This is a genomic window from Arthrobacter sp. SAFR-179 (assembly GCF_059414945.1).
The window spans coordinates 176,444-202,537 of sequence record NZ_JBPFDM010000005.1; the positions used below are offsets into that span (position 1 = coordinate 176,444).

The following is a 26,094-nucleotide window of genomic DNA, read 5'->3' on the forward strand; positions in this document are numbered from 1 at the left end:
AAAAAACTACATGACTACTTTTGCTGCCCTCGGTACTCCCAAGGCCCTTGCAGACACCCTTTCCGCCCAGGGAATCGTTGAGCCGTTCCCCATCCAGGTCAAGACCCTTCCGGACACGTTGTCCGGCCGTGACGTCCTGGGCCGCGGCCGGACCGGATCCGGTAAGACCATTGCTTTCGCCATCCCGCTTGTAGCACGACTCGCTGAGCGGGAAGCCAAGTACTTCCGCAAGCCCGGCCGCCCCATGGGCCTGGTCCTGGCACCCACCCGTGAACTGGCAACCCAGATCAACGCCACCATCGAGCCGCTGGCCAAGGCCGCCGGTTTGAACACCACCGTGATCTACGGTGGCATCTCCCAGGCGCGCCAGGAGAAGGCGCTGCGCGCCGGCGTCGACATCGTCATCGCGTGCCCCGGCCGCCTGGAGGACCTGATCCGCCAGCGCATCCTCACCCTCGAGGCCGTGGAGATCACCGTCCTGGACGAGGCCGACCACATGGCAGACCTCGGATTCCTTCCCGTGGTCAAGAAGCTCATGGACATGACCCCCAGCCAGGGCCAGCGCCTGCTCTTCTCCGCCACACTGGACAACGGCGTGGACAAGATCGTCCAGCGCTACCTGTCCAACCCGCTCACCCACTCCGTGGACGATCCGCAGGCCGCGGTGACCACCATGGAGCACCACGTGCTGGTGGTCAACGACCAGACCGTCAAGAAGCAGCTGATCGTGGAGCTGGCCTCCGGCGCCGGCCGCCGCGTCCTGTTCATGCGGACCAAGCACCACGCCCGCAAGCTGGCCAAGACCCTGACCGACGCCGGGATCCCCGCCGTGGACCTGCACGGCAACCTGTCGCAGAACGCCCGTGACCGCAACCTCGCCGAGTTCTCCAACGGTGACGTCCGCGTCCTGGTGGCCACCGACGTCGCCGCCCGCGGTGTCCACGTCGACGACGTCGAACTGGTCATCCACGTGGACCCGCCCACCGAGCACAAGGCATACCTGCACCGCTCCGGCCGCACCGCGCGTGCCGGTTCGGACGGCACCGTTGTCACCCTGACGCTGCCCGAGCAGCAGTCCGACGTGAAGAAGCTCATGAAGGCTGCCGGCGTTGACGTCAACTTCGAGCGCGTCACCGCCAACTGTCCGATCGTGGCTGACCTGGTGGGCGAAATCGCCGACAAGGTGGACCCGCGCACCCGCGCCGCACTGATGGCCGCCAAGGCTCCCAGGCAGGGCGGCGGCACTTCCACGGGTGCCAACGCCGAACGCAAGCGTGCACGCCGCCAGGCTGCACCGTCTGCCGGTGGCCGCGGCGGCCGTGGTGGACGCGGCAAGGTTTCGGCCGAGCCCGCCCGCACCGACGTTCCCCGCGCCGAGCGCCGGGCTGTCGCCTTCGAAGGACGCACGGAAGCCCGCGCAGCCTTCGACCGCAATGCAGAGCAGAACGAGGACCGCGCCGTGGCAGCAGCCGCTGCCCGCCGCAACGCCCGCGGCCGCGGCACCGCTGCCGGCACCCACCGCAACGACGTCCCCGCAGCAGGTGGCCGCTCATCGGCCGGCCGCGGTTCCGACGGACGTGCAGCTGAGGGCCGCGGTGATTCCCGGATCACCCGCAGTGCCGCCCCCCGCGGCGGCACCGGCCGTCCCGCCTCGGGCGGACGCCCGGCCTCTGGCGGCGGCCAGCGCAGTGGACGCCCCGCAACGGGCCAGCGCGCAGCAGCAGGAGCCTCGGGCCAGCGCTCTGCGGGTGCAGGCGCAACCGGCGGCAGCAAGGCCGTCTGGTCCTCCAACACCGGCGGAACCTCCGGCGGCTCCTACGGCTCGGGCAGCGGCGCCTCCGGCAACGGCGGCTCCGGCCGTCCCGCCCGCAGCGGCCCGCGCCGCGCGTCAGCCCCGGCATCGAACGAACGCCGCAGCCGCTAGTCCCCACCGGTTCCCTCGCCCAACATCGAGTGCTCCGTAGTTGTCGTTTAGACGCGTCATAACGACAATTGCGGAGCACTCGATGCGTTTAAACGGCTACCAGCCGCGGGCGCGCCACTCCTCCAGGTGCGGCCGCTCGGCTCCCAATGTGGTGGGCTTGCCGTGGCCCGGATGCACGACGGCTGTGTCAGGGTAGGCGCCGAACAGCCGCTCGGTGACGTCGGACAGGAGCTGGTTGAACCGTTCCGGGTCCTTCTGCGTGTTGCCCACTCCGCCGGGGAACAGCGAATCCCCCGAGAAAATATGGGTGGGCCCCTCGGGGTCCTGGTAGACAAACGCGACGGAGCCGGGAGTGTGACCGCGCAGGTGTACGGCCGCGAGCTCAAAGCCGTCCACGGCCACCTTGTCCCCGTGCCCAAGCCGCCGGTCCACGGGAACCGGCAGCGCATCCGCGTCGTCCGCGCCTGCTGCCGTCCGCGCCCCCGTGGCTTCCACCAGCTCCTTAAGCGCGCGGACGTGGTCCCAGTGCTGGTGTGTCGTGGCGATCAACGCCAGCCGGGGCACCGCAGACGTGTCCGCGGCCCCGTCCGCCAGCAGTTGCTGGATGGCAGGCAAATCGTCAGCGGCGTCAATCAGCAACTGCGCGCCGCTCTCCTTCGCCGTCAGCAGGTACACGTTGTTGTCCATCCCGCTGACCGAAATGCTGCGGATGGTCAGGGCCGGCAGGTCGTAGAGAAGTGAGTCAAGCACGGGCTACAGCTCCAGCGGCATGGTGGTTGAGTAGACCTGCTTGGACGGCGGCGCGGCCAGGATCTCGTGCAGCCCGCTTTTGCCTTCCGGCGTGCTCCGCCAGGCCGCGTAGTCGTCATGGTCCTGGGCGGTGGCCCAGGTTTCCACCACCAGGATGTGGCAGGGGTCGGCGTCGTCCACCAGCGCTTCAATGCCCTGGTTGCCGGGCCAGGCGCGGGTGGCCGCAAGCGTTTCGGACAGGTACTTCGCGGCGTCGTCGCGGCGGGCGGGGTCAATCTGTACTTCGAAGTGGACGATGGCAGGCATGGGGCTCCTTCGGGTGGTGGTCAGTTCAGGGGGTGTTGGCTTTGGAAGACTGCGCTTATTCGCGCCCTTCGGACACCCATTTGGGGTCCGCGGAACGGGAGCCGACAACGGCGTCCGAGGCTGCGTCGAGGGCCTCCAGGTGCGCCGGGGTGAGGTCCAGGGCAAGTGCGCCAAGGTTTTCGTCGATCCGTGCGGCTTTGCGGGTGCCGGGGATGGGAACGACCGGCAGGCCCAGGCGCCTTCCCTGGGCGGGCAGCCAGGCCAGCGCCACCTGCGCGGGAGTGGCGCCAAGCTGGTCCGCCACGGACCGGACAGCGTCCACCACTGCCTCGTTGGCGCTTGCGGCATCAGGGGCAAAGCGGGGAATGTTCCGCCGGAAGTCCTTCTCGCCAAGGCTTGCGGTGTCAACGGTTCCGGTGAGGAAGCCGCGGCCCAGCGGGGAGTAGGGGACAAAGCCCACGCCCAGGGCCGCGGCGGCGGGAACAACGTGGCGTTCCACGTCGCGGCTCCAGATGGACCATTCGCTCTGGACCGCGGCGATCGGGTGCACCGCTGCCGCGTCCTGCAGCTCCTGCGCCGTCACTTCGGACAGGCCCAGGTGCTTGACCTTTCCCTGCTTGACCAGCTCGGCCATGGCGCCCACGGTTTCCTCGATGGGGACCCGGACATCGCGCCGGTGCATGTAGTAGAGGTCGATGACGTCGGTGCCCAGCCGTTGCAGGCTCCGGTCCACGGCCTGCCGGACATACTCAGCGTCCCCGCGGATGTCCGTGTAGCCGTCGGTGGGCGTGCCCACCAGGGCGAACTTGGTAGCCAGCTGGACCTCATCCCGCCGGTCCCTGAGCAGCTGGGAAATCAGTTCCTCGTTGCTGCCGCCACCGTAAATGTCCGCGGTGTCGATGAAGCTGACACCTGCATCGACGGCATGGTGCAAGGTCCGCAGTGCCTCTGCCGGGTCTACCTCGCCGTATACCGGGGTGAGGGCCATACCCCCGAAACCCAGGGGGCTGACGGCCAGGCCGTCGCCGAGCTGAACGGTGCCGCCGGGATTAGTGGGCGTGTTTGCCATGGGTGCTCCTGTTCGTTTCCTTATTTCCAAAAAGTTTGATCAAAGCCAGGGGATGATGCGGTCCGCGGCCGGGCGGGTGGCCTGGATCAGGCGGGCATTTGCTTCATCGGGTCCGTTGGCCCAGGCCACCGCGGCCTCCCGGTCCATCCCGAATGACACGTGGCGGTCCACCAGCCGCTGAAGCCGCAGGGCTGGCGGCGTTTCCAGGAACCACACCTCGTCCAGTTGCGCCCGTACCTCTTTCCATGGTTCCTGCTCCGCCAGCAGGTAGTTGCCTTCCGTGATGACCAGCGGGATGTCGGCCGGCACGGCGATGGACGCGGCCACCGGCTCGTCCAGGCTGCGGCGGAACTCCGGCGCATAAACCACGGCCTCGTCCCGGCGCACCAGGCGCCGCAGCAGCGAAAGGTAGCCGCCGGCGTCGAATGTATCAATGGCGCCCTTCCGCTGCCGCAGCGGGGTTCCCGCAATGATCGCGTTGCCCAGGTGGAAGCCGTCCATGGGGACCACCACCGATGTCCCCGGAGTGAACTGCTCCTGCAGCCACGCCGCAAAGGTGGACTTCCCGGACCCTGGCGCCCCGGCGATGCCCAGGATGGTGCGCGTTCCGGGGGCTATCCTGCGCCGCAGCGCGTCCAGGGCGCTGGTGATCTCGGGGGAGTCCATGGCAAAAGCCTAGTCACTGGTGAGGGCAGGCGCCGCGTCCTTCGCAGGCAGCGCCTTGAGGCCGGCGGCGCAGCCCACGATGCCGGCAATGAACAGCAGCTTCACCAGGCTAAATGGTTCCACTCCGGTAGCCATGGCCCAGCCCACCGTCAACGCGGCGCCAATGCCTACCCAGACGGCGTAGGCGGTGCCCAGTGGAATGCTCCGGATGGACATGCCCAGGCCGAGCATGCTCAGGGTTGCGGTGACCGCGAAGACGACCGTGGGCAGCGGCCTGCTGAAACCGTCGGACAGGCCCAGGGCCGTGGCCCAGACTGCCTCCAGGACAGCGGAGGCCAGGAGCATCAGCCAGGGAACAGAACGCTTCATCGTCACGCCACCACCTTGAGCCCAACCACGCACGCGGCGATGCCGGACAGCAGCAGCAGGCGCGCCGCCGTCGGACGTTCCACCCTGGTGGCCATCGCGTAGGCGGAGGTCAGGACCACGCCCACCCCCACCCACACCGCGTACGCCGTGCCGGTGGGGATGGTCTGCATCGCCACCGCCAGGCCGCCGGTGCTCGCGGCAACGGCCACCAGGAACAGGGCTGCAGGGGCCAGGCGCCGGCGCCCGGAAGCCTTGGAAGCACGGTGCAGGGCGGCTGCCCAGACGGCCTCCAGCGCGCCGGTAAGTATGAGGATTAACCAGGACATGACCAGATCCTTTGGCCAGTCTTGTCGCGTGCCGGGTACTGAACCGTCGTCCGGAGGCTCGGGATGGAGCCTTGGATTCCAAGGTAGCAAGGCACGACGGCGGGGGCCACCTTGGTGCCCAACCTCACCAGCTGCAGTGGGCGGCATGCCCAGAGGCGTCCTCAGCCGCCGTGCTGGGACAGCAGCTGTTCCACCCGCTCCGGCGCGTAGAGGCTTTCCTCCACGAGCCGGCAAAGTCCCACCGCGGTGGCCTTGCGGCTGTCCGCAGGGACGATCTCCAGATCAACCAGGGAAGGTTCGAAGGCGTCCGTGAGGATTTGCTGCCGGCAGGCCTGCAGGAAGCTTGGGAGCACTCCCACCAGCCCGCCCACCGCTACCCGGCCGGGGTTCAGCGTGCCCACCATGGCGGCGAGGGCGCGTCCCAGCACCCTTCCGGCCGCCGCGATTGCGGCCCGGACGTCCGGATCCTCGTCGGCGGCGTCAACGAAGCGGCGCAGCGTCCCGTAGTGCGCAAATTGCGGATTGGCCAGCAGTGCGCGCCCGGAAGCCACCGCCGCCAGGCAGCCGTCCCTGCCGCAGCGGCACCGGCAGCCGGCGGCCTCCGGGATGCGTACGTGCCCAATGTCCCCGGCGGCGCCGTGGGCACCGCGCACCAGCGAACCCCGGACAATGATCCCCGACCCGATCCCGGTGCTGACCTTCACCGCGACCAGGGAGTCGAGGGGGCCCCGGACCTCACCTACCGCCATGGACCGGGCGTCATTTTCCAGCAGGACCGGGCAGTCAAGCATGGATTCCATTGCCTCCTGCAACAGCTGCAGGTCCCAGTGGGCAAGGACGGTCCGCTCCAGCCCCAGGCGGTGGAGCGGGTCCACGGGAGCCGGCAGTCCTACTCCTGCCCCTACCGGCTGCCGGCCGTCGAGCAGCCGCAGCGCCTCGCCGACCACCTGGCCGACCACCACCTCCTGGGCGTTCCCGATCTCCACGGGGATTCGGGCGGAAGCCACCACCTCCCTGCCCAGGGACAAGAGATGGATGCCGGCATGCGTATGGCCGATTTCCAGGCACAGCACCAGTTTGTTGCGGTCATCGAAACGGAGCGAGCGGGGCGGCCGGCCACGCTGTGCGCGCAGGGGAGTGGACTCGTAAACGAGTCCGGCCGCGAAAAGCGCATCGAGCCGCTCATAGAGGGTGGACCGGGCCATCCCGGTGATTTCCAGCAGGTCGGCCCGGCTGTACCCAGCGGCGTTGGAGCGCAGGAGCTGGAGCAGGTGCCCGGCGCTGGTGGCTGGGCCCGCCGGCGGCTGGGCAACCTCTCCCACCAACGTCCTCTGGTCCGTCATTGCGGCGGGCTTCCTTTCCTAATGCGTCTGATCCGTCCACTGGGGGTACGCGGATTGCCGCGCCCATCATTGACGTGATCTGTATCACACAATTATGATCGATCATCAGACAAAAAACCTAGCAGTCCTTCACCCCCAGGAGGCTCTAATGTCCGTTACCGCCCACCACGACGTCAGCCGGCGAGCATTGTTGAAGGGGGGCCTTACGGTCTTGGCGGCCGGCCCGGTGCTTGCAGCCTGCGGGGTGAATACCAGCGGAAGCGGCGGCAAGGGATCCGTCAGCTTCCTCTCCACGCAGTTCTCCCCGGTGGAGGAACGCCAGAAGTACGAGGCCACCCTCAAGAAATTCGCGGGGGACATCAGCGTTGCCTACAACCCCGTTGATACCGGCGTTTTCAACACCACGCTGAAGTCCCAGCTCGCCGCGGGGAAGGTCGAGGTGGGCATCGCCGGGGGGCTCCACGGCGACCTCGCCCCCTTCGCCTCGCAGCTGGAGGACCTCAGCTCGCTGATGAAGGACCTGTCCTCGGCCGGCTACTCCAAGGACGTGGCTGAGCTGGCCAAGCTAGGCACCGATGTTCCCCGGTACATCCCCTGGATCCAGGCCACGTACGTGCTGGCGGTCAACAAGAAGGCCCTGCAGTGGCTGCCGTCGGGAGCTGACGTCAACAAGCTCACGTACGACCAGTACCTGGCGTGGGCCAAGGCGGCCAAGGAAGCCAGCGGCCGGCCCGTCTTCGGCCTTCCGGCCGGCCCCAAAGGGCTGCACCACCGCTTCTACCAGGGCTTCCTGCTTCCCAGCTTCACGGGCGGGCAAATCACCACCTTCCGCAACCAGGATGCCGTCAGCGCCTGGACGTACATGCGGGAGCTCTGGGCCAACACCAATCCGGCCTCCACCAATTACGACTTCATGCAGGAGCCGCTGGCCAACGGCGAGGTCATGGTGGCCTGGGACCACGTGGCGCGGCTCATTACGGCCGTCAAGGACAAGCCGGACGACTGGCAGATGGTCCCGGCGCCCTCCGGGCCCAAGGGCAGGGGCTACCTCCTGATCGTGGGCGGCATGGCGGTGCCGAAGGGCTCGCCCGAGAAGGACAAAGCCTTCGAGCTCATCAAGGCGCTGTCCAAGCCCGAGGCGCAGATTGAGACACTGAAATCCAACTCCTTCTTCCCCGTGGTGAAGACGGACGTCGGCGGCGACCTCCCCGGCGGCGTGGCCCTTGAAGCGAAGGCTGTCAAGGCGCAGCAGGAGGCCTCGGACGCCCTGCTCGCCCTGCCGCCGGTGGGCCTGGGCGACAAGGACCCCCAGGTCTCCCAGCTGTTCAAGAACTGCTTCCAGGAGATCTGCCTGAACAACTCGGACGTCAAGGCCACGCTGGACAAGCAGGGCGCGGAACTGGCCAAGATCATGGACACCCTCAACGTCCCGTGCTGGGCGCCGGATCCCAAGACGTCCCCCTGCAAGGTCGCGTGATGGCCGCCCCGGATGCGCCTGCGGCAGCCAGGCCGCATGTTCCCCCTCCGGGCCCGAAAGTCCGTGCACCCAGGAGGAGGGGGAGTTCCGCTGCGCTGCTGCTGATTGCCCCGTCAATCGTGTTCATGACGCTGCTCTTCGGCTGGCCGATGGTCAGCGGCGTCCTGCAGGCATTCGGCGGCCCCGAAGGCCTGACAACGGCGAACTTCACCAGGATGTCCCAGGACCCATACTTCTGGTCCTCCGTGGGCAACACCCTGCTGCTCATCGTGGTGATGATCCCCATCCAGTTTGTCCTGGCCCTGGCGATGGCTCTGCTGATCCGGGCCAAGCCGCGGGGGGCGTCTGCCTACTTCTACATCTGGGCCATCCCGCTGGCAGTCAGCGACCTCGCTGCCGGCCTGGTGTGGCTGACCGTCTTCACGGACCGCGGCTACCTCAACTCCCTCCTGGCGTCCCTGGGCATGCAGCCTGTCTCCTGGCTCGCGTATGACAACTACCCGTCCATGTTCGGTGCCGTGCTGATCGCGGAGGTCTGGCGGGCCACGTCGCTGGTGTTCGTGATCGTCGTGGCCGGCCTGCAGTCCATCCCCAAGGATTACGAGGAAGCCGCCGGCGTCTTCGGGGCCAGCTTCTGGAACCGGCTGTGGCACGTGACGCTGCCGCTGCTGCGCCCAAGCCTCCAAACAGCCCTGATCCTGAGGACCATCCTGGCCTTCCAGACCTTCGCCGTGGCCCTCGCCCTCACCGGCCAGAACTTTCCGCTGGTGGTGGGCGAAACCTACCGCTGGTACACGGGTCTGCAGGATCCCAACGTGGCATCCGCGCTGGCCCTGGTGGTCATGGCCGTGTCCATGGTCACGGCCGTGGGCTACCTGAAACTCCTGAGGGACCAGACGGAGGCGGCACGATGAGCCACGCGACGACGTCCAGGACCACTGCCGGGACCGGCCGGCCTGAACCCGGGGTGGACCGCCGGCCCCTGGCCCGGCGGCGCCGCAACCGGGTGCTCCTCCAGGTGGCCTGCATCCTGATCACCCTCTTCATGGCATTGCCCATCTACCTGATCGCCCTGGCGGCCATGTCCAGCCGGCAGTCGCTGCAGAAGTTTCCGCTCAGCTTCATCCCGGACAACTTCTCCACCGAGACCATGCAGACCTTCCTCCAGTCCACCGGCATTTTGGGAGGCCTGATCAACTCCGTCCAGGTGGGCGTGTTCACCCTTGTGCTGTCGCTGCTTATCGGTGTTCCCGCAGGGTACGCCGTGGCACGTTTCGCCTTCCGCGGCAGGGAGCCCTACCAGTTGTTCCTGCTGTTCACCCGCGCCCTGCCGATCGTCGTGCTTTCCGTGCCGCTGGCCCAGCTCTTCCTGCAGACGGGGCTCTACGACAGCGTCCTCGCCGTCGTCCTGCTCCACAGCGCACTAGCCCTGCCCACCACCATCCTGATTACCGCCTCGGTGTTCCTCGGTGTTCCGCGCGACGTGGAGGAAGCGGCCAGGATCTTCGGCTGCAGCCCGGTGCAGGCCTTCCTCAAAGTGGTGCTGCCCATGGCCATACCCGGCATCGCCGCGGCCTCCATCTTCACGTTCGTCATGTCCTGGAACGAAGTGTTGGGTGCGTCGATCCTGACGCTGAACCAGCGCACCCTCCCCGCCCAGGTCCTCAGCTCCCTCGCCGAATCGCCACTCGCCTACCGCTTCGCCGGCGGCTTCCTGCTGGTGGTCCCGGCCCTGGTCTTCATCTTCTTCATGCGCCGCTACCTCACCAACATGTGGGGCTCCACCATCCGCTGATTGCGTCCCAGAGAGGCCGTCCCATGGCTGACATCTCCATCAAGGGTCTGCACAAGACCTACCCCGGCAGCACGGAGCTGGCCACGAACAACGTCTCCCTCGAGGTGGCGGAGGGCGAGTTCATGGTGCTGCTGGGACCTTCCGGCTGCGGGAAGACCACCCTGCTGCGCATGGTGGCGGGCCTGGACTTCCCGGACAAGGGCAGCATCTCCATCGGCGGGAGGGACGTGACCTACCTTCCCCCGCAGGACCGCAACCTTTCCATGGTCTTCCAGTCCTATGCCGTCTTCCCGCACCGGAATGTCCGCACCAACATTGCGTTCGGGCTGATGATGAAGAAGGTTTCGCGGGAAGAGCTGGAGCGGAAGGTGAAATGGGCGGCGGACCTGCTGCAACTGAGCCCGTACCTGGACCGTTATCCGGCCAACCTCTCCGGCGGCCAGCGGCAACGGGTGGCCGTTGCCCGGGCCATCGTCATGGACGCCGATGTGCTGCTGATGGATGAGCCGCTGTCCAACCTCGACGCCCTCCTTCGCCTCGACTTCCGCGCCGAGCTGAAGAAGATCGTCCAGCAGCTTGGTTCCACCACGCTGTACGTCACCCACGACCAGGTGGAGGCGATGAGCCTCTCGGACCGGGTTGCGGTGATGAAGAAGGGCCAGATCGCCCAGCTGGGGCACCCGATCACGGTGTACGAGGAGCCGGCGGACCGTTTCGTGGGCGGCTTCATCGGATCGCCGCCCATGAATTTCCTGGACGGCCGGATCACCCAGCAGGGTGCCCTGGAAGTGGGCGGCCAGAGCATCGCGGCGCCCGAATTCCTGGCCCGGGCAGCGGCGCGCACCGGCGGCACTCCGGTCATGGTGGGCATCCGGGCAGAGAATATTTCCCTGGAGCAGCGGGGCTCGGAGGGTTCCTTGGACGCGGCGGTGGAAGTGGTGGAGCCGCTGGGGCACGCCACCTTGCTGACGGTGGACCTGGGTGGCCAGACCGTCAAGGTCCAGGTCCCCGCCACGGCCAAGGTTTCCGCAGGGGAGACGGTGGGGCTGCGCTTCGAGCAAAGCGCCCTCCGCTTCTTCGACACCGAAACCCAGTTGGGACTGACGGCGTGAGTGCGGAAGCGGACGCGCCCGGGTTTCCGCTTCGGGACCTTGAGGAGATGCGGCGGCGGGCCAGGGATGTCCTGGCAGGGAATGACCTGGGCACCATGGTCACAGCCGCACCGAACCTCTACCCGCACATGTGGAGCTGGGACGCGGCCTTTGTGGCCACCGGCCTGTCCACCATGAGCGTTGCCCGCGCCCTGCAGGAGCTGGACCACCTCCTCGCGGCGCAGTGGGAGAGCGGGATGATTCCGCACATTGTCTTCTCCGACGTCCCCGGCTATTTCCCTGACGTGGAGCGGTGGGGAACCCGCGGAGCATCACCCGAGGGAGTGAAGTCCAGCGGTATTTGCCAGCCGCCCGTGCATGCGACGCTGCTGCGCCGCATCGTGGAACGCGCGACGGCGGCCGGCGGTGAGGATGCCAGGCTCGCCGAAGAGTTCACCCGGCGGACGCTGCCGCAGTGGATCCGCTGGCACGCCTGGCTCCGCAGCAGCCGCGGCGGCGACGGCTCAGGCCTGCTCACCATCTACCACGGCTGGGAGTCCGGGATGGACAACTCGCCAAGGTTCGACGGACCCTATTCCAGGGTTCGGCCCGGGAAAATGGAGCCCTTTGTCCGGACTGACACGCTGAAGGTCACTGACTTGAGCCAGCGGCCCAGCGACGAGGAATACAGCCGCTACCTCTGGCTGGTGCAGCAGATGGCCGACGTCCGGTTCGACGACGCCCGGCTGCCCGGAGTGCTGGACTTCCAGGTCAAGGACGTGTTCATGTCGGCGATTTTTGCGGCGGCCAACGAGGACCTGGCCGCGCTGGCGGAACATATCGGCCTGCGCGGGGACGCGCCCCGCTTGCGGGAGTGGGCCCAGGAGTTCCGGGAGGGCGTGGACGCCACCGTTGATGAACACACAGGGCTTGCGCGGGACCGGGATGTGCTGGCAGATGTTTGGATCGGGCTGCCCACGATGGCCGGCTTCGCCCCGCTGATCTCCACGGCTGACAACGCCCTGCTGCGGCGACAGCTGGAGATCTTCGAGGGGCCGGACTGGATGGGAGACCCGCGACTGGCCTTCCCGCTCCCGGCATCAACCTCCACTACCTATGAGGGCCTCAAGCCCCGGCAATACTGGCGGGGACCGGTCTGGCCGGTGATGAACTGGTACCTGGCGGCCTGCCTGCGCCGGCGCGGCGACGAAGCACGGTACCGGCAGTTGCGTGAAGCTTCCCTTGCCCAGCTGATGGAAGGCCATTTCGCTGAGTACTACGAGCCGTTCACGGGCGAGCCGCTCGGCAGCATGGACCAGTCCTGGACGGCGGCCGTTGCACTGGAATGGCTCGCCGACCCAGACGCCGCTGACGCCGGCTGACCCATGGAGGCACCGCCGTCGTCCGCCCCAATGCCCGGAACACCTGTGCGCCTCCTCATTGCCGGCGCCGGTGCGCGGGGTTCCGCCTACGCCCGGCTGGCTGTGGATACCGGCCGCGCAGTTGTGGTGGGCATCGCGGAGCCGCGCCGGCAGTTGTGCGAAACCCTCGCGGCGGAGCTTGGCGTGCCGACCGCGGGTGTTTTCGAGGATTGGCAGGCCATGCTCCGCACCCGGCTGCCGGCGGACGGCATCATCATTGCCACCCCCGACCGGGAACACGGAAGGCCGTTCGCCGCCGCGGCGGCCCACGGCTATCCCGTACTGCTGGAGAAGCCCATCGCCCCCGACCCCGCCGGCTGCGCGGAGCTGGCCCGCCTCCAGCAGGGATCGGGAATCAGGGCCACAGTCTGCCATGTCCTGCGCTACACCCCGCTGACGGTACTGCTGCGGCAGCTCCTCTCCGCCGGGGCCGTAGGCCGGATCATCTCCGTCCAGCACCTGGAGCCTGTCGGTTTCTGGCATTTCGCCCACTCGTACGTCCGCGGAAACTGGCGGCGTGAGGAAGAGTCCAGCCCCTTCCTGCTGGCCAAGTGCACCCACGACGTGGACTGGCTCTCCTTCATCATCGGAAGCCGGCCCGTGCGGGTGTCCTCCTTTGGCCGGCTCTCGCATTTCCGCCCGGAGGAGGCACCGGACGGCGCGTCAGGGCATTGCACCGACTGTCCGGCCGAGCCCCGCTGCCCCTATTCAGCCCTGCGGATCTACGGGCCGGGCCGCCCTCCGGCCGGTACCGCAGCGGACCCGGCACGGGCCTACTTTGCCGACGTCGTGGACCCGGGCGGTACCCGGGAATCGCTGTGGCAGGCACTGGAAACAGGGCCGTACGGGCGCTGCGTTTACGGGGGAGGCAACGACGTGGTGGACCACCAGGTGGTGAACATTGAGTACGAAGACGGCACAACGGCCGCCTTCACCGCCACCGCCTTCACCGCAGCAGGCCCGCGGCGCACCAGGATTTTCGGGAGCCACGGCGAAATCTCGGTCGAAGCAGGCACGGTCTCGGTCCACGACTTCCTGACGGGCACCAGCACGGCCTATGCGGTCCCCGCTGCTGTTTCCACGGTGGCAGGTGAAAAGCATGAAGGCGGCGACCGGGGACTTGTTCAGGCCTGGGTCAACGCACTCGCCGGCGGTGATTGGTCAGGTGTGGTGTCGGGGCTGGCGGAATCGCTGGTTAGCCACGGGGTGGTTTTCGCGGCCGAGGAGGCGCGCCGGCGGGGCACCGTCGCAGCGGTGGAGGAGTTCAGCCCTGCGCGGTGACCGGGTCGATCGACACCACGGCCAGGAAGCCGCGGCCCAGGACTTCGGGGGAGTCGGCGTCGGAACCCACCACGGCGTCGTACCGGCCCAGTTCCAGCGGCTCGGACCCGCCTTCGCTGACCTTCGCCTGTCCCTGCAGCAGCACGCCAAGCTGCCCCTCAAAGACGGGGTGGGCGCGCTTTTTGGACAGCTCGATGATGGACGTGTAGCCCTTGCAGGCGGACGTGCGCGTGATGACGTTGAGGTCCCGGATATCGCCGGTAGGCAGCTTGGCCGCGGTGGCCGCGCCGCCGTCGAACCTGAAGGGCCGGTACTTTTCCAGCGGCTGTTCCGCGCCGTCCACCGAAAGCAGCAGCAGTTCCCCTTCAATGACCGTCAGGACGCGCTCCATGCCGGGGAAGGTGGAAAAGTCCCCTGCCTTGGCGACGTCCGCGATGCTCACCCGCCAGTCCCAGCCGCCGTCGCCCGCGCCTTTGCGTGCGATTTCCCTGGTCACGCCGCCGCCGTTGCGCCATGGTTCGGCCTTGAGGTCAGCGAAGCGGATGATCTGCATCAGCCCAGCCTAGTTGCCCGCGGTGGTCACGCGTCGCAGCGCGTGCCCTGTGCCTGCTACTCTCCTGCGGGGGGTCATCACGAAAACAGCCTGAAGGAGCCGGGAATGTTCGTCAAAGTGTGTGGTCTCAGCACGCCCGAATCGGTGCGTGAAGCGGTGGACGCCGGCGCGGATGCCGTGGGATTTGTGCTCACCGCCAGCCCCCGGGTTGTCTCGCCGTCGCAGGCTGCCTCCCTGCTGGCAGCGGTTCCCAGCGGCGTTTCCCCGATCGGGGTCTTCCGGGACGAGCCGGTGGCGGATGCCATCGCCATTGCCCGCGCGGCAGGCCTGGAATGGATCCAGCTGCACGGCACGCGGTCACGCACGGACGTGGCAACAGTGCACGACGCCGGCATGAAGCTGATCAGGGCCATCACCATGGGTGCGGGTCAGGATGAGTTCGAAGACTGGGGTGAGGACCTGCTCCTGATCGATGCCGCCGTGCCGGGTTCAGGGGAATCCTGGGACTACGCCTCCGTGGCGGCCCTGCCGGCGCTGCAGGGACGGAACTGGCTGCTCGCCGGCGGCCTCGACGCCGCCAACGTGGGCCAGGCATCAGCGGCCGCGCATGCCTGGGGAGTGGATGTTTCCTCCGGCGTGGAGGCATCCCGGGGCGTTAAGGACCTGGCCAAGGTCCGGGCCTTTGTCCACGCGGCAAAGGCAGCGGCCACGGTTTAGGCGCTGCGCCTGACCCGTGCCGACGCCGGGATCAGGGCAGGATCAGGGGAGTCCCCCAGCCTTTTGTCAGAGGGGCGGGGGCACAATAGGTGCATGAAGACACTTCTGAACATCATCTGGCTGGTTTTCGGCGGCTTGTGGCTGGCCCTGGGCTATTTCCTGGCGGGCGTGGTCTGCTGCCTGCTGATCGTCACCATTCCCTGGGGCATTGCCTCATTCCGGATTGCCGCCTACACCCTGTGGCCGTTCGGCCGGATGGTGGTGGACAAGCCAGGCGGCACCGGCGTCTTCTCGCTGTTGGGCAATGTGATCTGGCTGCTCGTGGCGGGGATCTGGATCGCCATCGGACACGTGGTCACCGCGTTCGCCATGGCCGCGACCATCATCGGGATCCCGCTGGCCATCGCAAACCTGAAGCTCATCCCGGTGTCCCTCATGCCGCTGGGCAAGCAGATCGTGCCCACCAATACGCCGTTCGTGAGCAACTACCCGGTCAGCAGCTACCGCTAGGCAGATTCGTCCGGCCGGAGGGCGCGCAGCACACAGAACTCGTTGCCGTCAGGGTCAGCCATGACAACCCAGGTTGCCGCTGCACCCTGTCCCACTGAAACCTGGCTGGCGCCCAGTTCTTCCAGCCGGGCCACCTCGGCGTCCTGGTCTTCGGGGCGGAGGTCCAGGTGAAGGCGGTTCTTCAGTTCCTTCCGCTCCGGGACTTTGAGGAACAGCAGGTCGGGCAGCACCCCGTCTTCGGCGTTGCCTGCCGGCGGTTCCAGCACAATCTCGTCGTCCTCCTCGTGGGTGCGGCGCCAGCCGAGCGCCTTTTCCCAGAAAGCTGCAGGAACCCGGGGGTCGGTGGAATCAATGGCGAGGGCTTGGATGCGCAGGCTCATTCGTGCAGTTTTGCATCCGGTTCCGCAATCCGTAAACCCGTCAAAGCGGCGGTCCGTCAAAGCGGCCGGAACGCCCCGTTCCGCAGGATGGCCACCGAATCGCTTTGGTCCAGTTCAGCGGCAATGTCCACATCCTCTGCATAGCCGGCGCCGGACAGTTCACGGCCGCTGGAACACTGCTGCAGCATTTCGCGCAGCCGCGGTTCCGCGGATTCAAACACCGCCATGGCGGCCACGGCCTCCGGCGCGTAGCCGTGCCTGCCATCCTCAGCTTCGTAACCGCCCCTGCCGGCAGCCGCCAGCCCGGCGACGAACGCCCCCGCACCGATTTGGTCCTCCACGGCGGGCCGCAGCCTGCCGTCCGGCCAGCGCTCACCGGCGGCAACCACTGCCAGTACCGCGTCCGCCGGAAGGTTCGCCGCCACCCAGTCGGCAGTGGCTGCGGCGTTCCGAAGGCACACTGCTGCGACCAGCGGCACGTCCGCGGCCAGCGCGTGGCACAGTTCCGACCCGTTGGGGGAGGGCAGGACCACTCTTTCCAGGGACTCTCCAGCGCGGAAGCTGGCGGGAGAGAGGCTCAGGCCGCCGCCGCCGCGGGGCCCGGCCAGCTGCGCTTGATGATGGGCGGCGAAGTCTTCGGCGCTGGCGTCCCGCCACGGGTAGGGGAAGACGTCGGCGCCCCGGTCCAGCGCCACGCTGACGCAGGTGCCGAAGGAAAGGACGTCCACCACCAGCGCTATGTCGGCGCCGGATGCTATCGTCCTGGCTCCCTCCAGCCCCCAGTCCAGCCTGACGGTGAAAGGGAGCTGGCGGTGCGCGGCATTGGCGGAGTGCGTGTGCCGTGTGCTGGAGCCGGTTGCGTTCACGCCAGTTCGCCTTCCAGGTTTCGGTTCGCGGCGTCCTGCCACAGTTCCCGGGCCCGCGGGTGGTGGAAGAGCGGGTCCAGTTCCAGCAGATGGCGCACGACGGCGGCCCTGCCGGCTGAGAAGTCGGCGTCACCGATGTGCGCGTAGTCTTTCCGGACGGCGGCGAGGTAGCGGGCGTACTCCTCCGGATCGCCGCCCAGAACCGAAAGGTCCGCGTCGCAGAGGAGGGCGCCGTCGTCATCCCCTGGCTCCGGCCGGTGGTCCGACGTAAGACGGACAAGCCGTGCCACTTCCGCCACCTCATCTTCCGGCAGCCCGGTTCCGGCCAGCCGGCTTTCAGCCAGCCGGGCAGACTCCTCCTCGTCCTGGCCCGCCGAGCCGCGGTACACGGCATCGTGGAACCAGGCTGCCAGCAGCACCGTCCGGGGTGCCTCTCCGGGCTCGGTGAGCAGGTCCAGCGCCTCCAGGACGGAGAGTAGGTGGGTGCAGCCGTGGTAGTGGCGGTGCGGTTCGCTCCACCGGTCCAGGAGGTCCAGAAAGAGTGCGTCGTGGCCGGGCATGATGGCTTCCCAGCGGGTCAGCAGCGGGACCTTCAGCGACTTGTTCCGCCGCCGTGCAGGGATCCGCAGCCCGCTGGCAATGAGTTTGCGGACCAGCACCCTGCCCTCCACTGGAACCGCGCCTGCCGCCACCAGCTCCTCGATCCGGCGTTCCGGCACGTCGTAATGGTCGCCGTCGAACGCCCGCTCCGGGATCCCGGAGGCGGCGGCGAATGCATGCAGCTCGTCGAGGGACGTGTCCGAGACCAGGTGGGAGAAGTGTGTTCCGTGTGCAGGCCACAGCGGCGGGTCGATGTATATCAAGTGATCCTTCCCGAGCCCCGGACCTTGCGGACGCTTGCTGAAAAGATCCTAGCGCGGCCCAGTGTTTGATCAGTCCAGCATTCCAGGCCTGTGCGACCGCAAAGATGTGGCCGGGAGGACCTCAACGGGCCGGAGAGATTCCCCAATTGAGCCTGCCCTCTGTAACTGTGGGTATGAAGGACAGCGCGGGTTGGCCGGTTCGCAGGCTCAACAGAGTGTGGGCCAAAAGAGTTTCAAGAGATGGCCAGATGGCCGGGCGCCAGTCGGCCTCCTCCCTGAAATATTCGCTGACGCAGCCGTGCTGCCGTCCTTTCCTGAGGTCGACGAACAGAAAGTCGCCGGAGCCGTCGTCTGCGACCGGGAGGAAGGATGAGATAAACATGGAGACCCGTGTGCCCGCCTCTTCAGCTTCAGCATGTGCCTGGTCGTAAGGCTTAGGGTGCGTGGACGCAGGAGCACCACTGTAAGCTTCGTGGGCGGCGAGCAGATTCAAGTAAAGAGGCGACCTCTTCTCCCGTTCGTCCACGGCATTTGCTTCCTCTCCAACCCGCGCCCAGATGTCGAGCAAGATTTGCCGTGTCTTCCCCGCTTCTTTCAGTGGGAGCGGCCGGTAGTTCGGGAAGATATACCCTGCGGTTGACGGTTCTGCGCCGTCGAAGAGCCGATAAAGGGTCGACAGGTCTTTGTGCCACCCGTTCGGTGCTGCCTCTTCGAATGAGCGAATAAGTGCTTCGGGTGCGGGTGCCCGAATGGTCCGGGCTGTTGCTGGTGCGTTAGCGCTCAGCCACTCAACAATCTCTGCCCAGACTTTCTGTGTCCCCATGCGGTGAATCTACCCGCCTTTCCTGCGCATGGACGCGGAGATCCGTGAACTTTGTTCCACAGAGCGGAGGGCCGCGCTGTGGCCAGTGAACTGCGGCGGGTCGGTCGGGATGGTCCCGGAAGGAGCCGATTGCCGCCCTCCGCCCTTCAAAGCTCGTACGACGTTGCGAAGCTAATCCTGAAATAGTGCTAGCAGCAGGACAAACTGCCGCGTTTGCGGAATAGAATCACGGAATGGCCCTCATTCGCGTTTCTGAAGCTGCCCGTTTCCTTGGCGTAAGCGACGATACCGTTCGCCGCTGGACGGAGCATGGAATACTGACACCCCTCCGGGACGACTCCGGACGGCTCGCCGTGGACGGCCTGGAGCTGGCAACGCATGCGCAGAAGCTGGCCCAGCTTCCCGACGATCCCAGGGGCGGCAGCAGTTCGGCGCGGAACAGGTTCGTGGGCCTGGTCACCAACGTCATCACGGACAAGGTCATGGCACAGGTGGAACTGCAGTGCGGTCCGTTCCGGGTGGTCTCGCTGATGAGCAGCGAAGCCGTGCGCGAGCTGGGCCTGGAGCCGGGCTCGGTGGCCACCGCCGTGGTCAAGGCAACGACGGTCATTATCGAGTCCCCGAAGTGACGGGCCACCGCATGACCCGGTCAACAGCGCAGGCCCCGGATTCCACGCTTCCGGCGCGAATCCTTTCGCGTGCTGTCCTGCCGGCCGTCGTGCTGCTGCTGCTGGCCGTCCTCTCCGGCTGCGCCCCGGGTGGAGCGGCCCAGGACACCGGCGCAGGCGCAGACAGCGGCGCGGCCGGCTCCGGCGCCAAGCCAGGCGGCACCATCACCATCTTCGCGGCCGCCTCCCTCAAGGCCACCTTCACCCAGCTCGCCCGCGCGTTCGAGGCGGAAAATCCGGGCACCACGGTCACCCTGAGCTTCGCCGGGTCCTCGGACCTGGCCAGCCAGATCAGCCAGGGAGCCCCCGCGGACGTCTTCGCCGCAGCGGACACGGACACCATGCAGAAGCTGCAGGACGACGGTCTCACGGACGGCACGCCCCGGAACTTCGCCACCAATACCCTTGCCATCGCAGTGCCGCCCGGCAACCCGGCCGGGATCACCGCGCTGAAGGACCTGGCCCGGCCAGGCGTCAAACTCGTCACCTGTGCCAGGCAGGTGCCCTGCGGGGCAGCCACGGCCAAGGCGGCGGAGGCGGCCGAAGTCGCGCTGCGTCCCGTCAGTGAGGAAAACGCGGTCACCGACGTCCTGGGCAAGGTCACTTCCGGCGAGGCCGACGCCGGCCTGGTCTACGGCACGGACATCAAGGCCGCCGGGTCCAAGGTGGCCGGCATCCAGTTCCCGGAGTCGGCAAGTGGGGTGAACACCTACCCCATCACCGGGGTTGCCGGCAGCCGGAACAAGGCCACGGCCGGGGCCTTCCTGGATCTGGTGACCGGCCCGGAAGGGCAAGAGGTTCTCGCGGCTGCGGGATTCGGCCCGCCGGGTGCCGGTCAAGGAAGCGGCACATGACCCGCCAGCAAGCCGGCCCGCTGCCGGTCCACCTGCGCACCCCAAGTCCGGCCTACTCAGGCATCCCCGCCTGGGTCCGGGCGCTGGCCGTCCTGGCCGCCGTCGTCGTCGTGCTTCCGCTTTTGGCTATGGTGCTCCGCGTGGATTGGGCACAATTCCTTCCCCTCGTGACCTCCGCGTCGTCGTTGACGGCGCTGGGGCTGAGCCTGCGGACCTCGGCGGCGAGCACCCTGCTGTGCATCGTGCTGGGCGTCCCGCTGGCCCTGGTCCTTGCACGGGACACCTTCCGCCTGCAGGGGCTGCTGCGCTCGCTGGTGCTTTTGCCGCTGGTACTTCCCCCGGTGGTGGGCGGTATCGCGCTGCTTTATACGTTCGGCCGGCAGGGGCTGCTGGGGCAGACACTGAATGTGCTCGGCCTGCAGATCGCGTTCTCCACCACGGCGGTGGTCCTGGCGCAGACGTTCGTTGCGCTGCCGTTCCTGGTGGTGAGCCTTGAGGGGGCACTGCGGACCTCAGGCTCACGGTACGAGGCCGTGGCCGCGACGCTGGGCGCCCGGCCCGGCACGGTGTTCCGGCGTGTCACCCTTCCGCTGGTCCTGCCCGGGCTGGCGTCCGGCGCGGTCCTGTCCTTCGCCCGGAGCCTGGGCGAGTTCGGCGCTACGCTGACCTTCGCGGGCAGCCTGCAGGGGGTGACCCGGACCCTGCCGCTGGAAATCTACCTGCAGCGCGAAACGGACCCGGACGCCGCCGTCGCCCTGTCCCTGGTCCTGGTGGCCGTGGCCGTGGCGGTGGTTGCGCTTGCGTACCGGCGCCCGCCAGCGGGCCGTGCCGGATCAGGAAGACGGACGACGGCGCCGGCCCCGGCAGGAGGGGACGTCCGGTGACGTTGTCCTTCCAGGCAGTGGTGGCCCGGCGTGGCTTCGACGTGGTCCTCACAGTCCGGCCGGGCGAAACCGTGGCGGTCATGGGGCCCAATGGCGCCGGCAAGTCAACCCTGCTGACCGGCATCGCGGGATTGTTGCGGCCTGACAGCGGCCGGGCTGAACTCAATGGCAGGACGCTTTTCGACCTCGACGACGGAAAGCGCACGTGGGCAGCGCCGCACCACCGCGGGACCGCCCTGCTCGCCCAGGAACCCCTGCTCTTCCCCCACCTCACAGCCCTGGACAATGTCTCCTTCGGCCCCCGCAGCGCCGGCGTTTCCAAAAGGGCGGCGGAGGAGAAGGCCCGGCGGTGGCTGGCTGAGGTCGAAGCCGGGGACCTGGCCGCGCGGCGTCCCGCGCAGCTCTCCGGAGGCCAGGCCCAGCGGGTGGCCGTGGCCCGGGCGCTCGCGGCCGACCCCGCACTCCTCCTGCTCGACGAGCCGCTGGCGGCCCTGGACATCCACTCCGCCCCGCTGCTGCGCCGCCTGTTCAAGCGGGTCCTTGCCGGACGGCAGGCCATCATCGCCACCCACGACGTGCTGGACGCACTGATGCTCGCGGACCGCGTGGTCATCCTGGAGGACGGCCGGATCGTAGAGGAAGGCCCCACGCGCGCCGTACTGGAACGCCCGCGCAGCTCTTTCGCCGCCGGGCTCGCAGGACTGAACTTCATTCCGGGCACCCTGGACGGGCCGGGGGTGCGGACCAGTGCGGGACTCAGAATTACCGGCCATGATGACGGATCCTTTACCCCGGAAGCAGGCCCGGACGGCGACCCTGCCCCGCTGCCCAAGCCGGACGCTCCCGGCGTCGCCGTCTTTCCGCCGTCGGCCGTCTCCGTGTTCCTGGACGATGCGCACGGCAGCCCCCGGAACTCGTTCGCCGTCACCATCAGCGACCTCGAGCCGCACGGCGACCAGATCCGCGTCCGCGCCGGCGGCCTGGCCGCGGACATCACCCCTGCCGCCTCCGCAGACCTGGGCCTTGCCCCCGGCATGACGGTGCACTTCGTGGTCAAGGCCGCTGCCGTCTCCGTATACGGAACCTAGGGCGGCGGGACCTCCGGCTCTGGACAGGTATTTCGCCTTGGGCAAACATGGCTACTGGACCTCGCCGTCCAAAGTTGAGCGTAGTAGACTCAACTTAGTCAACAAGCCCCCGAAAGGAGCTCTCTTTGGACGTCAAATTCACCACCAAGAGCCAGGAGGCTCTTTCCGCCGCGGCAATGAACGCCTCGACGGCCGGGAACCCGCAGGTGGAACCGGCCCACCTCCTCAAGGCGCTGATGGACCAGCGTGAGGGCGTCGCCGTCGCGCTGCTTCGCGCCACCGGCGCGGACCCGGACGCCGTCAGCGTCCAGGCCAGCAGCGCCATCAAGGCACTGCCCGCCACCTCCGGCGGCTCAAGCCAGCAGGCGCAGCTGTCCCGGCCCGCCCTGCAGGCCATCCAGCATGCCAAGGAGGAAGCGGACCGCCTGGGCGACTCCTTTGTCTCCACCGAAGTGCTCCTGGTGGGTCTCTCGGCCGGCAACGATGCCGCGGCCCGCCTGCTGCGCGACGCCGGCGCCTCCCGCGAAGCGCTTCTCGCTGCCCTGCCGGGCGTCCGCGGCGACCGTAAGGTGGACAGCCCCGACCCCGAAAATACCTTCCAGGCACTCGAGAAGTACGGCACCGACCTCACCGCCATGGCCCGTGCAGGCAAACTGGACCCCGTGATCGGCCGCGACTCGGAAATCCGGCGCGTGGTCCAGGTCCTCTCCCGGCGCACCAAGAACAATCCGGTGCTCATCGGCGAACCCGGCGTGGGCAAGACCGCAGTCGTGGAAGGCCTCGCGCAGCGCATGGTGGCCGGCGACGTCCCCGAAAGCCTGCGCGGCAAGACCCTCATCTCCCTGGACCTCGGATCAATGGTGGCCGGCGCCAAGTACCGCGGTGAGTTCGAAGAGCGGCTGAAGGCGGTCCTGGAGGAAATCAAGGGCTCCGAGGGCCAGATCGTCACCTTCATCGATGAGATCCACACCGTGGTGGGTGCCGGCGCCACGGGCGACTCCTCCATGGACGCCGGCAACATGCTCAAGCCCATGCTGGCCCGCGGCGAGCTCCGCCTGATCGGTGCCACCACGTTGGACGAGTACCGCGAGAACATCGAAAAGGACGCAGCCTTGGAACGCCGCTTCCAGCAGGTGTACGTGGGCGAGCCCAGCGTCGAGGACACCATCGGCATCCTCCGCGGCCTCAAGGAGCGCTACGAGGCGCACCACAAGGTGTCCATCGCTGACTCCGCCCTGGTGGCCGCCGCCACCCTGTCCAACCGCTACATCTCGGGCCGCCAACTGCCGGACAAGGCCATCGACCTGGTGGACGAGGCCGCGTCCCGGCTGCGCATGGAGATCGACTCCGCCCCGGAGGAGATCGACCAGCTGCGGCGCCAGGTGGACCGGCTGACCATGGAAGAGCTCGCGCTGGAGGGCGAGACCGACGCCGCCTCCGTGGAACGGCTGGCCGCGCTCCGGGCCGACAAAGCGGACAAGGAAGAGGAGCTCTCCGCGCTCAATGCCCGGTGGGAGGCCGAAAAGGCCGGCCTGAACCGGGTGGGTGACCTGAAGGCCAAGCTGGATGAGCTGCGCTCCGCCGCGGACAAAGCCCAGCGCGAGGGCGACCTGGAGGCTGCCTCCCGCATCCTCTACGGGGAAATCCCGGCGCTGGAACGTGAGCTGAACGCCGCTGCCGAAGCGGAGGCTGCCGTGACGGACAAGTCCGCACAGATGGTGGCGGAGGAAGTGACGGCGGAAGACATCGCCGAGGTCATTTCCGCCTGGACCGGCATCCCCGCCGGTCGGATGCTGCAGGGCGAGAGCCAGAAGCTGCTGCACATGGAGGAGGAGCTCGGCAGGCGGCTCATCGGCCAAAGCAAGGCTGTTGCTGCTGTGTCAGACGCCGTCCGGCGTGCCCGGGCCGGCATCAGCGACCCCAACCGGCCCACGGGTTCCTTCCTGTTCCTGGGGCCCACCGGTGTGGGCAAGACCGAGCTGGCCAAGGCCCTGGCAGACTTCCTGTTCGACGACGAACGCGCCATGGTGCGGATCGACATGTCCGAGTACGGCGAGAAGCATTCTGTGGCCCGGCTCGTGGGGGCACCTCCGGGCTACGTCGGCTACGAGGAAGGCGGGCAGCTGACCGAGGCCGTCCGCCGTCGCCCCTACTCCGTGGTGCTGCTGGACGAAGTGGAGAAGGCACACCCCGAGGTGTTCGACATCCTCCTGCAGGTGCTCGATGACGGCCGCCTCACCGACGGGCAGGGCCGCACCGTGGATTTCCGCAACGTGATCCTAGTGCTCACCTCCAACCTGGGCAGCCAGTTCCTGGTGGACCAGTCCATGGATGCCGAGGCCAAGCGCAACGCCGTCATGGCCACGGTGAACGCGTCCTTCAAGCCGGAGTTCCTCAACCGGCTCGATGAAGTGGTGCTGTTCGACGCCCTCACGGTGGAGGAACTGGCCCACATCGTGGAGCTGCATGTGGCCGAACTGGGGCGGCGGCTGCACGAGCGGAGGCTCACCCTCGATGTCACTGACAGCGCCAAGGCGTGGCTGGCGCTGTCCGGCTACGACCCCGCCTACGGCGCCCGGCCGCTGCGCCGCCTGGTGCAGCGCGAGATCGGCGACCGGCTGGCCAAGGCCATCCTCGCCGGTGAGATCAGCGACGGCGACACCGTGCTGGTCGATACGGCGCCGGACTTTGGCGAACTGGCCGGGGGCAACGTGGACACAATGACGGGCGCCCCCAGCTCCGGATTGTCGGTCCGGCGGAAGGATTAGCCGCCGGCGTGGTGATGCGGGTCGTGCTGCCCTGGCGGGTGAACCGTCAGGGCAGCACGCTTGCGTTAATCACATTGCCGGTGTCGGCCGCGACGTAGCAATCCACCCGGCGGTCGCCGGATTCCCAGCTGGTGCTGCTGGGGAAGCTGCGCTGGTAGTTGAGTGGGAACTGCTTGGCGGCCGGCCCGAGCTTTGCCGCCTGGCAGACTTCCAGGGCTTTGGCCTTGAGCGGCTCGGCCCCTGGATACTTGGCGCTGTCCGGGTAGTGGAGGGTGGCTACGAGCTGCGCCGAGTGGCCGGTATCGCACGGCACCACGGTGGATGTGAGGGCCTGTGGATCGAAATCCTTGAAGCAGTCACCGACCGCGTAGGCGGTGGGTGCAACACCCTCGCGGGGAAGGGGCTGGGGAGTGGCGGGCGGCGTGACGGCGGTTTGCAGCACGCCCAGTGGGTCATTCTTTGCCGCCTCGCTGCCCGGTGAGGAATTCAGCCAGACGGCAAGCCATACCAGTGAACCCGCCACGGCGAGGATGACGACGACGAAGAGCGCCTTCCACAAAGCGGGCTTCCTGTTGACGTGTTTTTCGGGTGCGGGATCGTGGCGGGGCTGGGACCAGGTGATGGATTCGGGAGCGGGGGCCGGACCGGTACCGCCCTGGACCTTTGGCACGCTTCCGGTCTGAGGGGGCGAGGCGGGTTTGGGCGGGATGTCCTGGTGGTTCACGGGTGCGCATCCTCCTGGTGTTTGGTTCCGCGGCTCGCCAAAGGCCAGATAAAACCGGCAGTTCTTAAGTGACTCTACCGAAGAAAAATGCCGGAATCCCGCGGGTGGAGGTGCGTCATGGTACCCCACCCGGCCGTTCGGACCCCGAGGCGGCAAGCGGGGCCCGCCGAAAGCATGTAATCTAGGTGTACGACAAATTGACCAAACATTCCGGGGCCTCACCGATCGCCAAGGTGACCACCTCCGGTCCAAGTACAAAAGGGGGTCACGCCATGGGGCGCGGCCGTCAAAAGGCAAAAGCTACCAAGCAGGCTCGGGACATTAAGTACTACTCCCCGAACACTGACTACTCGGCACTTCAGCGTGAGCTGACGGGCCCTAATAGTCGTTCAACGAGCCGTTACTCGAATGAGCCGGTCGAACCGGACTATTCGGCTTATGTGGATAAGTACGCGGATGATTTGGATGACGATGACGACGAGGTAGACCACCGTCGCATCGGCTAGTCGTGATACCCGGATAGGGTGACCGCCTTCATCACGTAGCCCGCTGCCATGCCGGATTTCCGGTACGGCAAC

28 protein-coding genes and 1 riboswitch are annotated in these 26,094 nt (G+C 67.6%); of the genes, 15 read left to right on the forward strand and 13 right to left on the reverse strand.

Annotated features, from left to right (window positions below; translation table 11 throughout):
- Positions 1–10: 10 nt before the first annotated feature.
- Positions 11–1,924 carry a DEAD/DEAH box helicase gene (locus ACR65K_RS10975; protein WP_440152807.1) on the forward strand — a complete coding sequence of 638 codons (1,914 nt, stop codon included), beginning with the start codon at positions 11–13 and terminating at the stop codon, positions 1,922–1,924.
- A gap of 96 nt (positions 1,925–2,020) precedes the next feature.
- Here the strand turns inward: ACR65K_RS10975 and ACR65K_RS10980 are convergent, their stop codons facing one another.
- The 7 genes from ACR65K_RS10980 to ACR65K_RS11010 all read right to left on the reverse strand — a co-directional run bounded on the left by ACR65K_RS10980 (position 2,021) and on the right by ACR65K_RS11010 (position 6,753).
- The gene (locus ACR65K_RS10980; protein WP_440152889.1) at positions 2,021–2,611 is read right to left on the reverse strand and encodes an MBL fold metallo-hydrolase; all 591 of its coding nucleotides are present in this window, start codon (positions 2,609–2,611) and stop codon (positions 2,021–2,023) included.
- 66 nt (positions 2,612–2,677) lie between these two features.
- Positions 2,678–2,980 carry a putative quinol monooxygenase gene (locus tag ACR65K_RS10985; RefSeq protein ID WP_440152808.1) on the reverse strand — a complete coding sequence of 101 codons (303 nt, stop codon included), beginning with the start codon at positions 2,978–2,980 and terminating at the stop codon, positions 2,678–2,680.
- A gap of 55 nt (positions 2,981–3,035) precedes the next feature.
- Positions 3,036–4,049 carry an aldo/keto reductase gene (locus ACR65K_RS10990; protein ID WP_440152810.1) on the reverse strand — a complete coding sequence of 338 codons (1,014 nt, stop codon included), beginning with the start codon at positions 4,047–4,049 and terminating at the stop codon, positions 3,036–3,038.
- Positions 4,050–4,088: 39 nt separating this feature from the next.
- Positions 4,089–4,715 carry a nucleoside/nucleotide kinase family protein gene (locus ACR65K_RS10995; protein WP_440152811.1) on the reverse strand — a complete coding sequence of 209 codons (627 nt, stop codon included), beginning with the start codon at positions 4,713–4,715 and terminating at the stop codon, positions 4,089–4,091.
- A 9-nt stretch (positions 4,716–4,724) separates the two neighbouring features.
- Positions 4,725–5,084: a DMT family transporter gene (locus ACR65K_RS11000; protein WP_440152891.1), complete on the reverse strand. Its 360-nt coding sequence runs from the start codon at positions 5,082–5,084 to the stop codon at positions 4,725–4,727.
- A 2-nt stretch (positions 5,085–5,086) separates the two neighbouring features.
- The gene (locus ACR65K_RS11005) at positions 5,087–5,410 is read right to left on the reverse strand and encodes a DMT family transporter (protein WP_440152813.1); all 324 of its coding nucleotides are present in this window, start codon (positions 5,408–5,410) and stop codon (positions 5,087–5,089) included.
- A 10-nt stretch (positions 5,411–5,420) separates the two neighbouring features.
- Positions 5,421–5,486, reverse strand: a riboswitch (guanidine-III (ykkC-III) riboswitch).
- A gap of 85 nt (positions 5,487–5,571) precedes the next feature.
- On the reverse strand, positions 5,572–6,753 hold the full coding sequence (locus ACR65K_RS11010) for an ROK family transcriptional regulator (RefSeq protein WP_440152814.1): 1,182 nt from the start codon (positions 6,751–6,753) through the stop codon (positions 5,572–5,574).
- A gap of 148 nt (positions 6,754–6,901) precedes the next feature.
- On the opposite strand from ACR65K_RS11010, the gene ACR65K_RS11015 reads away from it, so the two are divergent.
- The 6 genes from ACR65K_RS11015 to ACR65K_RS11040 all read left to right on the forward strand — a co-directional run bounded on the left by ACR65K_RS11015 (position 6,902) and on the right by ACR65K_RS11040 (position 13,818).
- Positions 6,902–8,230 carry an ABC transporter substrate-binding protein gene (locus ACR65K_RS11015; protein ID WP_440152815.1) on the forward strand — a complete coding sequence of 443 codons (1,329 nt, stop codon included), beginning with the start codon at positions 6,902–6,904 and terminating at the stop codon, positions 8,228–8,230.
- A 125-nt stretch (positions 8,231–8,355) separates the two neighbouring features.
- On the forward strand, positions 8,356–9,144 hold the full coding sequence (locus ACR65K_RS11020) for a carbohydrate ABC transporter permease (RefSeq protein WP_056331056.1): 789 nt from the start codon (positions 8,356–8,358) through the stop codon (positions 9,142–9,144).
- On the forward strand, positions 9,141–10,025 hold the full coding sequence (locus ACR65K_RS11025; protein ID WP_440152816.1) for a carbohydrate ABC transporter permease: 885 nt from the start codon (positions 9,141–9,143) through the stop codon (positions 10,023–10,025). Before ACR65K_RS11020 ends, ACR65K_RS11025 begins: the two co-directional genes overlap by 4 nt.
- A gap of 23 nt (positions 10,026–10,048) precedes the next feature.
- Positions 10,049–11,137: an ABC transporter ATP-binding protein gene (locus ACR65K_RS11030; RefSeq protein ID WP_056330864.1), complete on the forward strand. Its 1,089-nt coding sequence runs from the start codon at positions 10,049–10,051 to the stop codon at positions 11,135–11,137.
- On the forward strand, positions 11,134–12,498 hold the full coding sequence (ggh, locus tag ACR65K_RS11035; RefSeq protein WP_440152819.1) for a glucosylglycerate hydrolase: 1,365 nt from the start codon (positions 11,134–11,136) through the stop codon (positions 12,496–12,498). Before ACR65K_RS11030 ends, ggh begins: the two co-directional genes overlap by 4 nt.
- A 30-nt stretch (positions 12,499–12,528) precedes the next feature.
- Positions 12,529–13,818, forward strand: a complete 1,290-nt coding sequence (locus ACR65K_RS11040) for a Gfo/Idh/MocA family protein (protein WP_440152820.1) — start codon at positions 12,529–12,531, stop codon at positions 13,816–13,818.
- Here ACR65K_RS11040 and ACR65K_RS11045 read toward each other — a convergent pair.
- On the reverse strand, positions 13,802–14,371 hold the full coding sequence (locus tag ACR65K_RS11045; RefSeq protein WP_440152821.1) for a HutD/Ves family protein: 570 nt from the start codon (positions 14,369–14,371) through the stop codon (positions 13,802–13,804). The genes ACR65K_RS11040 and ACR65K_RS11045 overlap by 17 nt on opposite strands.
- Positions 14,372–14,476: 105 nt before the next feature.
- Between ACR65K_RS11045 and ACR65K_RS11050 the strand changes: the two genes are divergently transcribed.
- Both ACR65K_RS11050 and ACR65K_RS11055 read left to right on the forward strand, forming a co-directional pair.
- On the forward strand, positions 14,477–15,088 hold the full coding sequence (locus ACR65K_RS11050; RefSeq protein ID WP_056330859.1) for a phosphoribosylanthranilate isomerase: 612 nt from the start codon (positions 14,477–14,479) through the stop codon (positions 15,086–15,088).
- Positions 15,089–15,181: 93 nt separating this feature from the next.
- Complete coding sequence (locus tag ACR65K_RS11055; RefSeq protein WP_440152822.1) at positions 15,182–15,598, forward strand: YccF domain-containing protein; 417 nt, start codon at positions 15,182–15,184, stop codon at positions 15,596–15,598.
- On the opposite strand, the gene ACR65K_RS11060 is transcribed toward ACR65K_RS11055, so the two are convergent.
- From ACR65K_RS11060 to ACR65K_RS11075, 4 genes are all read right to left on the reverse strand, one after another.
- Complete coding sequence (locus tag ACR65K_RS11060) at positions 15,595–15,978, reverse strand: VOC family protein (RefSeq protein WP_440152823.1); 384 nt, start codon at positions 15,976–15,978, stop codon at positions 15,595–15,597. The genes ACR65K_RS11055 and ACR65K_RS11060 overlap by 4 nt on opposite strands.
- A 56-nt stretch (positions 15,979–16,034) precedes the next feature.
- A complete protein-coding gene (locus ACR65K_RS11065) occupies positions 16,035–16,844 on the reverse strand; it encodes a 2-phosphosulfolactate phosphatase (RefSeq protein WP_440152824.1) in 810 nt (269 codons plus the stop codon).
- Positions 16,841–17,707, reverse strand: coding sequence for a DUF4031 domain-containing protein (locus tag ACR65K_RS11070; protein ID WP_440152826.1), 867 nt, complete (start codon positions 17,705–17,707; stop codon positions 16,841–16,843). The genes ACR65K_RS11065 and ACR65K_RS11070 overlap by 4 nt, the downstream gene beginning before the upstream one ends.
- 121 nt (positions 17,708–17,828) lie before the next feature.
- Entirely contained in the window at positions 17,829–18,530 is a 702-nt protein-coding gene (locus ACR65K_RS11075) for an SMI1/KNR4 family protein (RefSeq protein WP_440152828.1), read from the reverse strand.
- Positions 18,531–18,763: 233 nt separating this feature from the next.
- On the opposite strand from ACR65K_RS11075, the gene ACR65K_RS11080 reads away from it, so the two are divergent.
- From ACR65K_RS11080 to clpB, 5 genes are all read left to right on the forward strand, one after another.
- A complete protein-coding gene (locus ACR65K_RS11080; RefSeq protein WP_440152830.1) occupies positions 18,764–19,159 on the forward strand; it encodes a TOBE domain-containing protein in 396 nt (131 codons plus the stop codon).
- Between the two features lie 11 nt (positions 19,160–19,170).
- A complete protein-coding gene (modA, locus tag ACR65K_RS11085; RefSeq protein ID WP_440152831.1) occupies positions 19,171–20,052 on the forward strand; it encodes a molybdate ABC transporter substrate-binding protein in 882 nt (293 codons plus the stop codon).
- Positions 20,049–20,936 carry an ABC transporter permease gene (locus ACR65K_RS11090; RefSeq protein WP_056330839.1) on the forward strand — a complete coding sequence of 296 codons (888 nt, stop codon included), beginning with the start codon at positions 20,049–20,051 and terminating at the stop codon, positions 20,934–20,936. Before modA ends, ACR65K_RS11090 begins: the two co-directional genes overlap by 4 nt.
- Entirely contained in the window at positions 20,933–22,024 is a 1,092-nt protein-coding gene (locus ACR65K_RS11095; protein ID WP_056330836.1) for a sulfate/molybdate ABC transporter ATP-binding protein, read from the forward strand. The genes ACR65K_RS11090 and ACR65K_RS11095 overlap by 4 nt, the downstream gene beginning before the upstream one ends.
- 125 nt (positions 22,025–22,149) lie before the next feature.
- Positions 22,150–24,792: an ATP-dependent chaperone ClpB gene (gene clpB / locus ACR65K_RS11100; protein WP_440152833.1), complete on the forward strand. Its 2,643-nt coding sequence runs from the start codon at positions 22,150–22,152 to the stop codon at positions 24,790–24,792.
- A gap of 46 nt (positions 24,793–24,838) precedes the next feature.
- On the opposite strand, the gene ACR65K_RS11105 is transcribed toward clpB, so the two are convergent.
- Complete coding sequence (locus ACR65K_RS11105; protein WP_440152835.1) at positions 24,839–25,516, reverse strand: septum formation family protein; 678 nt, start codon at positions 25,514–25,516, stop codon at positions 24,839–24,841.
- Between the two features lie 272 nt (positions 25,517–25,788).
- Here ACR65K_RS11105 and ACR65K_RS11110 point away from each other — a divergent pair, with 272 nt between their 5' ends.
- The gene (locus ACR65K_RS11110) at positions 25,789–26,022 is read left to right on the forward strand and encodes a DUF3073 domain-containing protein (RefSeq protein WP_082566668.1); all 234 of its coding nucleotides are present in this window, start codon (positions 25,789–25,791) and stop codon (positions 26,020–26,022) included.
- Positions 26,023–26,094 lie beyond the last annotated feature (72 nt).

What these genes read in the sequence shown, in the direction of transcription:
- ACR65K_RS10985 (WP_440152808.1), bottom strand. Translation starts at nt 2,980, where the DNA reads ATGCCTGCCATCGTCCACTTCGAAGTACAGATTGACCCCGCCCGCCGC.
- ACR65K_RS11010 (WP_440152814.1), bottom strand. Translation starts at nt 6,753, where the DNA reads ATGACGGACCAGAGGACGTTGGTGGGAGAGGTTGCCCAGCCGCCGGCG.
- ACR65K_RS10990 (WP_440152810.1), bottom strand. Translation starts at nt 4,049, where the DNA reads ATGGCAAACACGCCCACTAATCCCGGCGGCACCGTTCAGCTCGGCGAC.
- ACR65K_RS11005 (WP_440152813.1), bottom strand. Translation starts at nt 5,410, where the DNA reads ATGTCCTGGTTAATCCTCATACTTACCGGCGCGCTGGAGGCCGTCTGG.
- ACR65K_RS11030 (WP_056330864.1), top strand. Translation starts at nt 10,049, where the DNA reads ATGGCTGACATCTCCATCAAGGGTCTGCACAAGACCTACCCCGGCAGC.
- ACR65K_RS11015 (WP_440152815.1), top strand. Translation starts at nt 6,902, where the DNA reads ATGTCCGTTACCGCCCACCACGACGTCAGCCGGCGAGCATTGTTGAAG.
- ACR65K_RS11075 (WP_440152828.1), bottom strand. Translation starts at nt 18,530, where the DNA reads ATGGGGACACAGAAAGTCTGGGCAGAGATTGTTGAGTGGCTGAGCGCT.
- ACR65K_RS11055 (WP_440152822.1), top strand. Translation starts at nt 15,182, where the DNA reads ATGAAGACACTTCTGAACATCATCTGGCTGGTTTTCGGCGGCTTGTGG.
- ACR65K_RS11045 (WP_440152821.1), bottom strand. Translation starts at nt 14,371, where the DNA reads ATGCAGATCATCCGCTTCGCTGACCTCAAGGCCGAACCATGGCGCAAC.
- ACR65K_RS11040 (WP_440152820.1), top strand. Translation starts at nt 12,529, where the DNA reads ATGCCCGGAACACCTGTGCGCCTCCTCATTGCCGGCGCCGGTGCGCGG.
- ACR65K_RS10975 (WP_440152807.1), top strand. Translation starts at nt 11, where the DNA reads ATGACTACTTTTGCTGCCCTCGGTACTCCCAAGGCCCTTGCAGACACC.
- ACR65K_RS11020 (WP_056331056.1), top strand. Translation starts at nt 8,356, where the DNA reads ATGACGCTGCTCTTCGGCTGGCCGATGGTCAGCGGCGTCCTGCAGGCA.
- ACR65K_RS11025 (WP_440152816.1), top strand. Translation starts at nt 9,141, where the DNA reads ATGAGCCACGCGACGACGTCCAGGACCACTGCCGGGACCGGCCGGCCT.
- ACR65K_RS11080 (WP_440152830.1), top strand. Translation starts at nt 18,764, where the DNA reads ATGGCCCTCATTCGCGTTTCTGAAGCTGCCCGTTTCCTTGGCGTAAGC.
- ACR65K_RS10995 (WP_440152811.1), bottom strand. Translation starts at nt 4,715, where the DNA reads ATGGACTCCCCCGAGATCACCAGCGCCCTGGACGCGCTGCGGCGCAGG.
- ACR65K_RS10980 (WP_440152889.1), bottom strand. Translation starts at nt 2,611, where the DNA reads ATGGACAACAACGTGTACCTGCTGACGGCGAAGGAGAGCGGCGCGCAG.
- ACR65K_RS11060 (WP_440152823.1), bottom strand. Translation starts at nt 15,978, where the DNA reads ATGAGCCTGCGCATCCAAGCCCTCGCCATTGATTCCACCGACCCCCGG.
- ACR65K_RS11000 (WP_440152891.1), bottom strand. Translation starts at nt 5,084, where the DNA reads ATGAAGCGTTCTGTTCCCTGGCTGATGCTCCTGGCCTCCGCTGTCCTG.
- ACR65K_RS11110 (WP_082566668.1), top strand. Translation starts at nt 25,789, where the DNA reads ATGGGGCGCGGCCGTCAAAAGGCAAAAGCTACCAAGCAGGCTCGGGAC.
- modA (WP_440152831.1), top strand. Translation starts at nt 19,171, where the DNA reads ATGACCCGGTCAACAGCGCAGGCCCCGGATTCCACGCTTCCGGCGCGA.
- ACR65K_RS11090 (WP_056330839.1), top strand. Translation starts at nt 20,049, where the DNA reads ATGACCCGCCAGCAAGCCGGCCCGCTGCCGGTCCACCTGCGCACCCCA.
- ACR65K_RS11050 (WP_056330859.1), top strand. Translation starts at nt 14,477, where the DNA reads ATGTTCGTCAAAGTGTGTGGTCTCAGCACGCCCGAATCGGTGCGTGAA.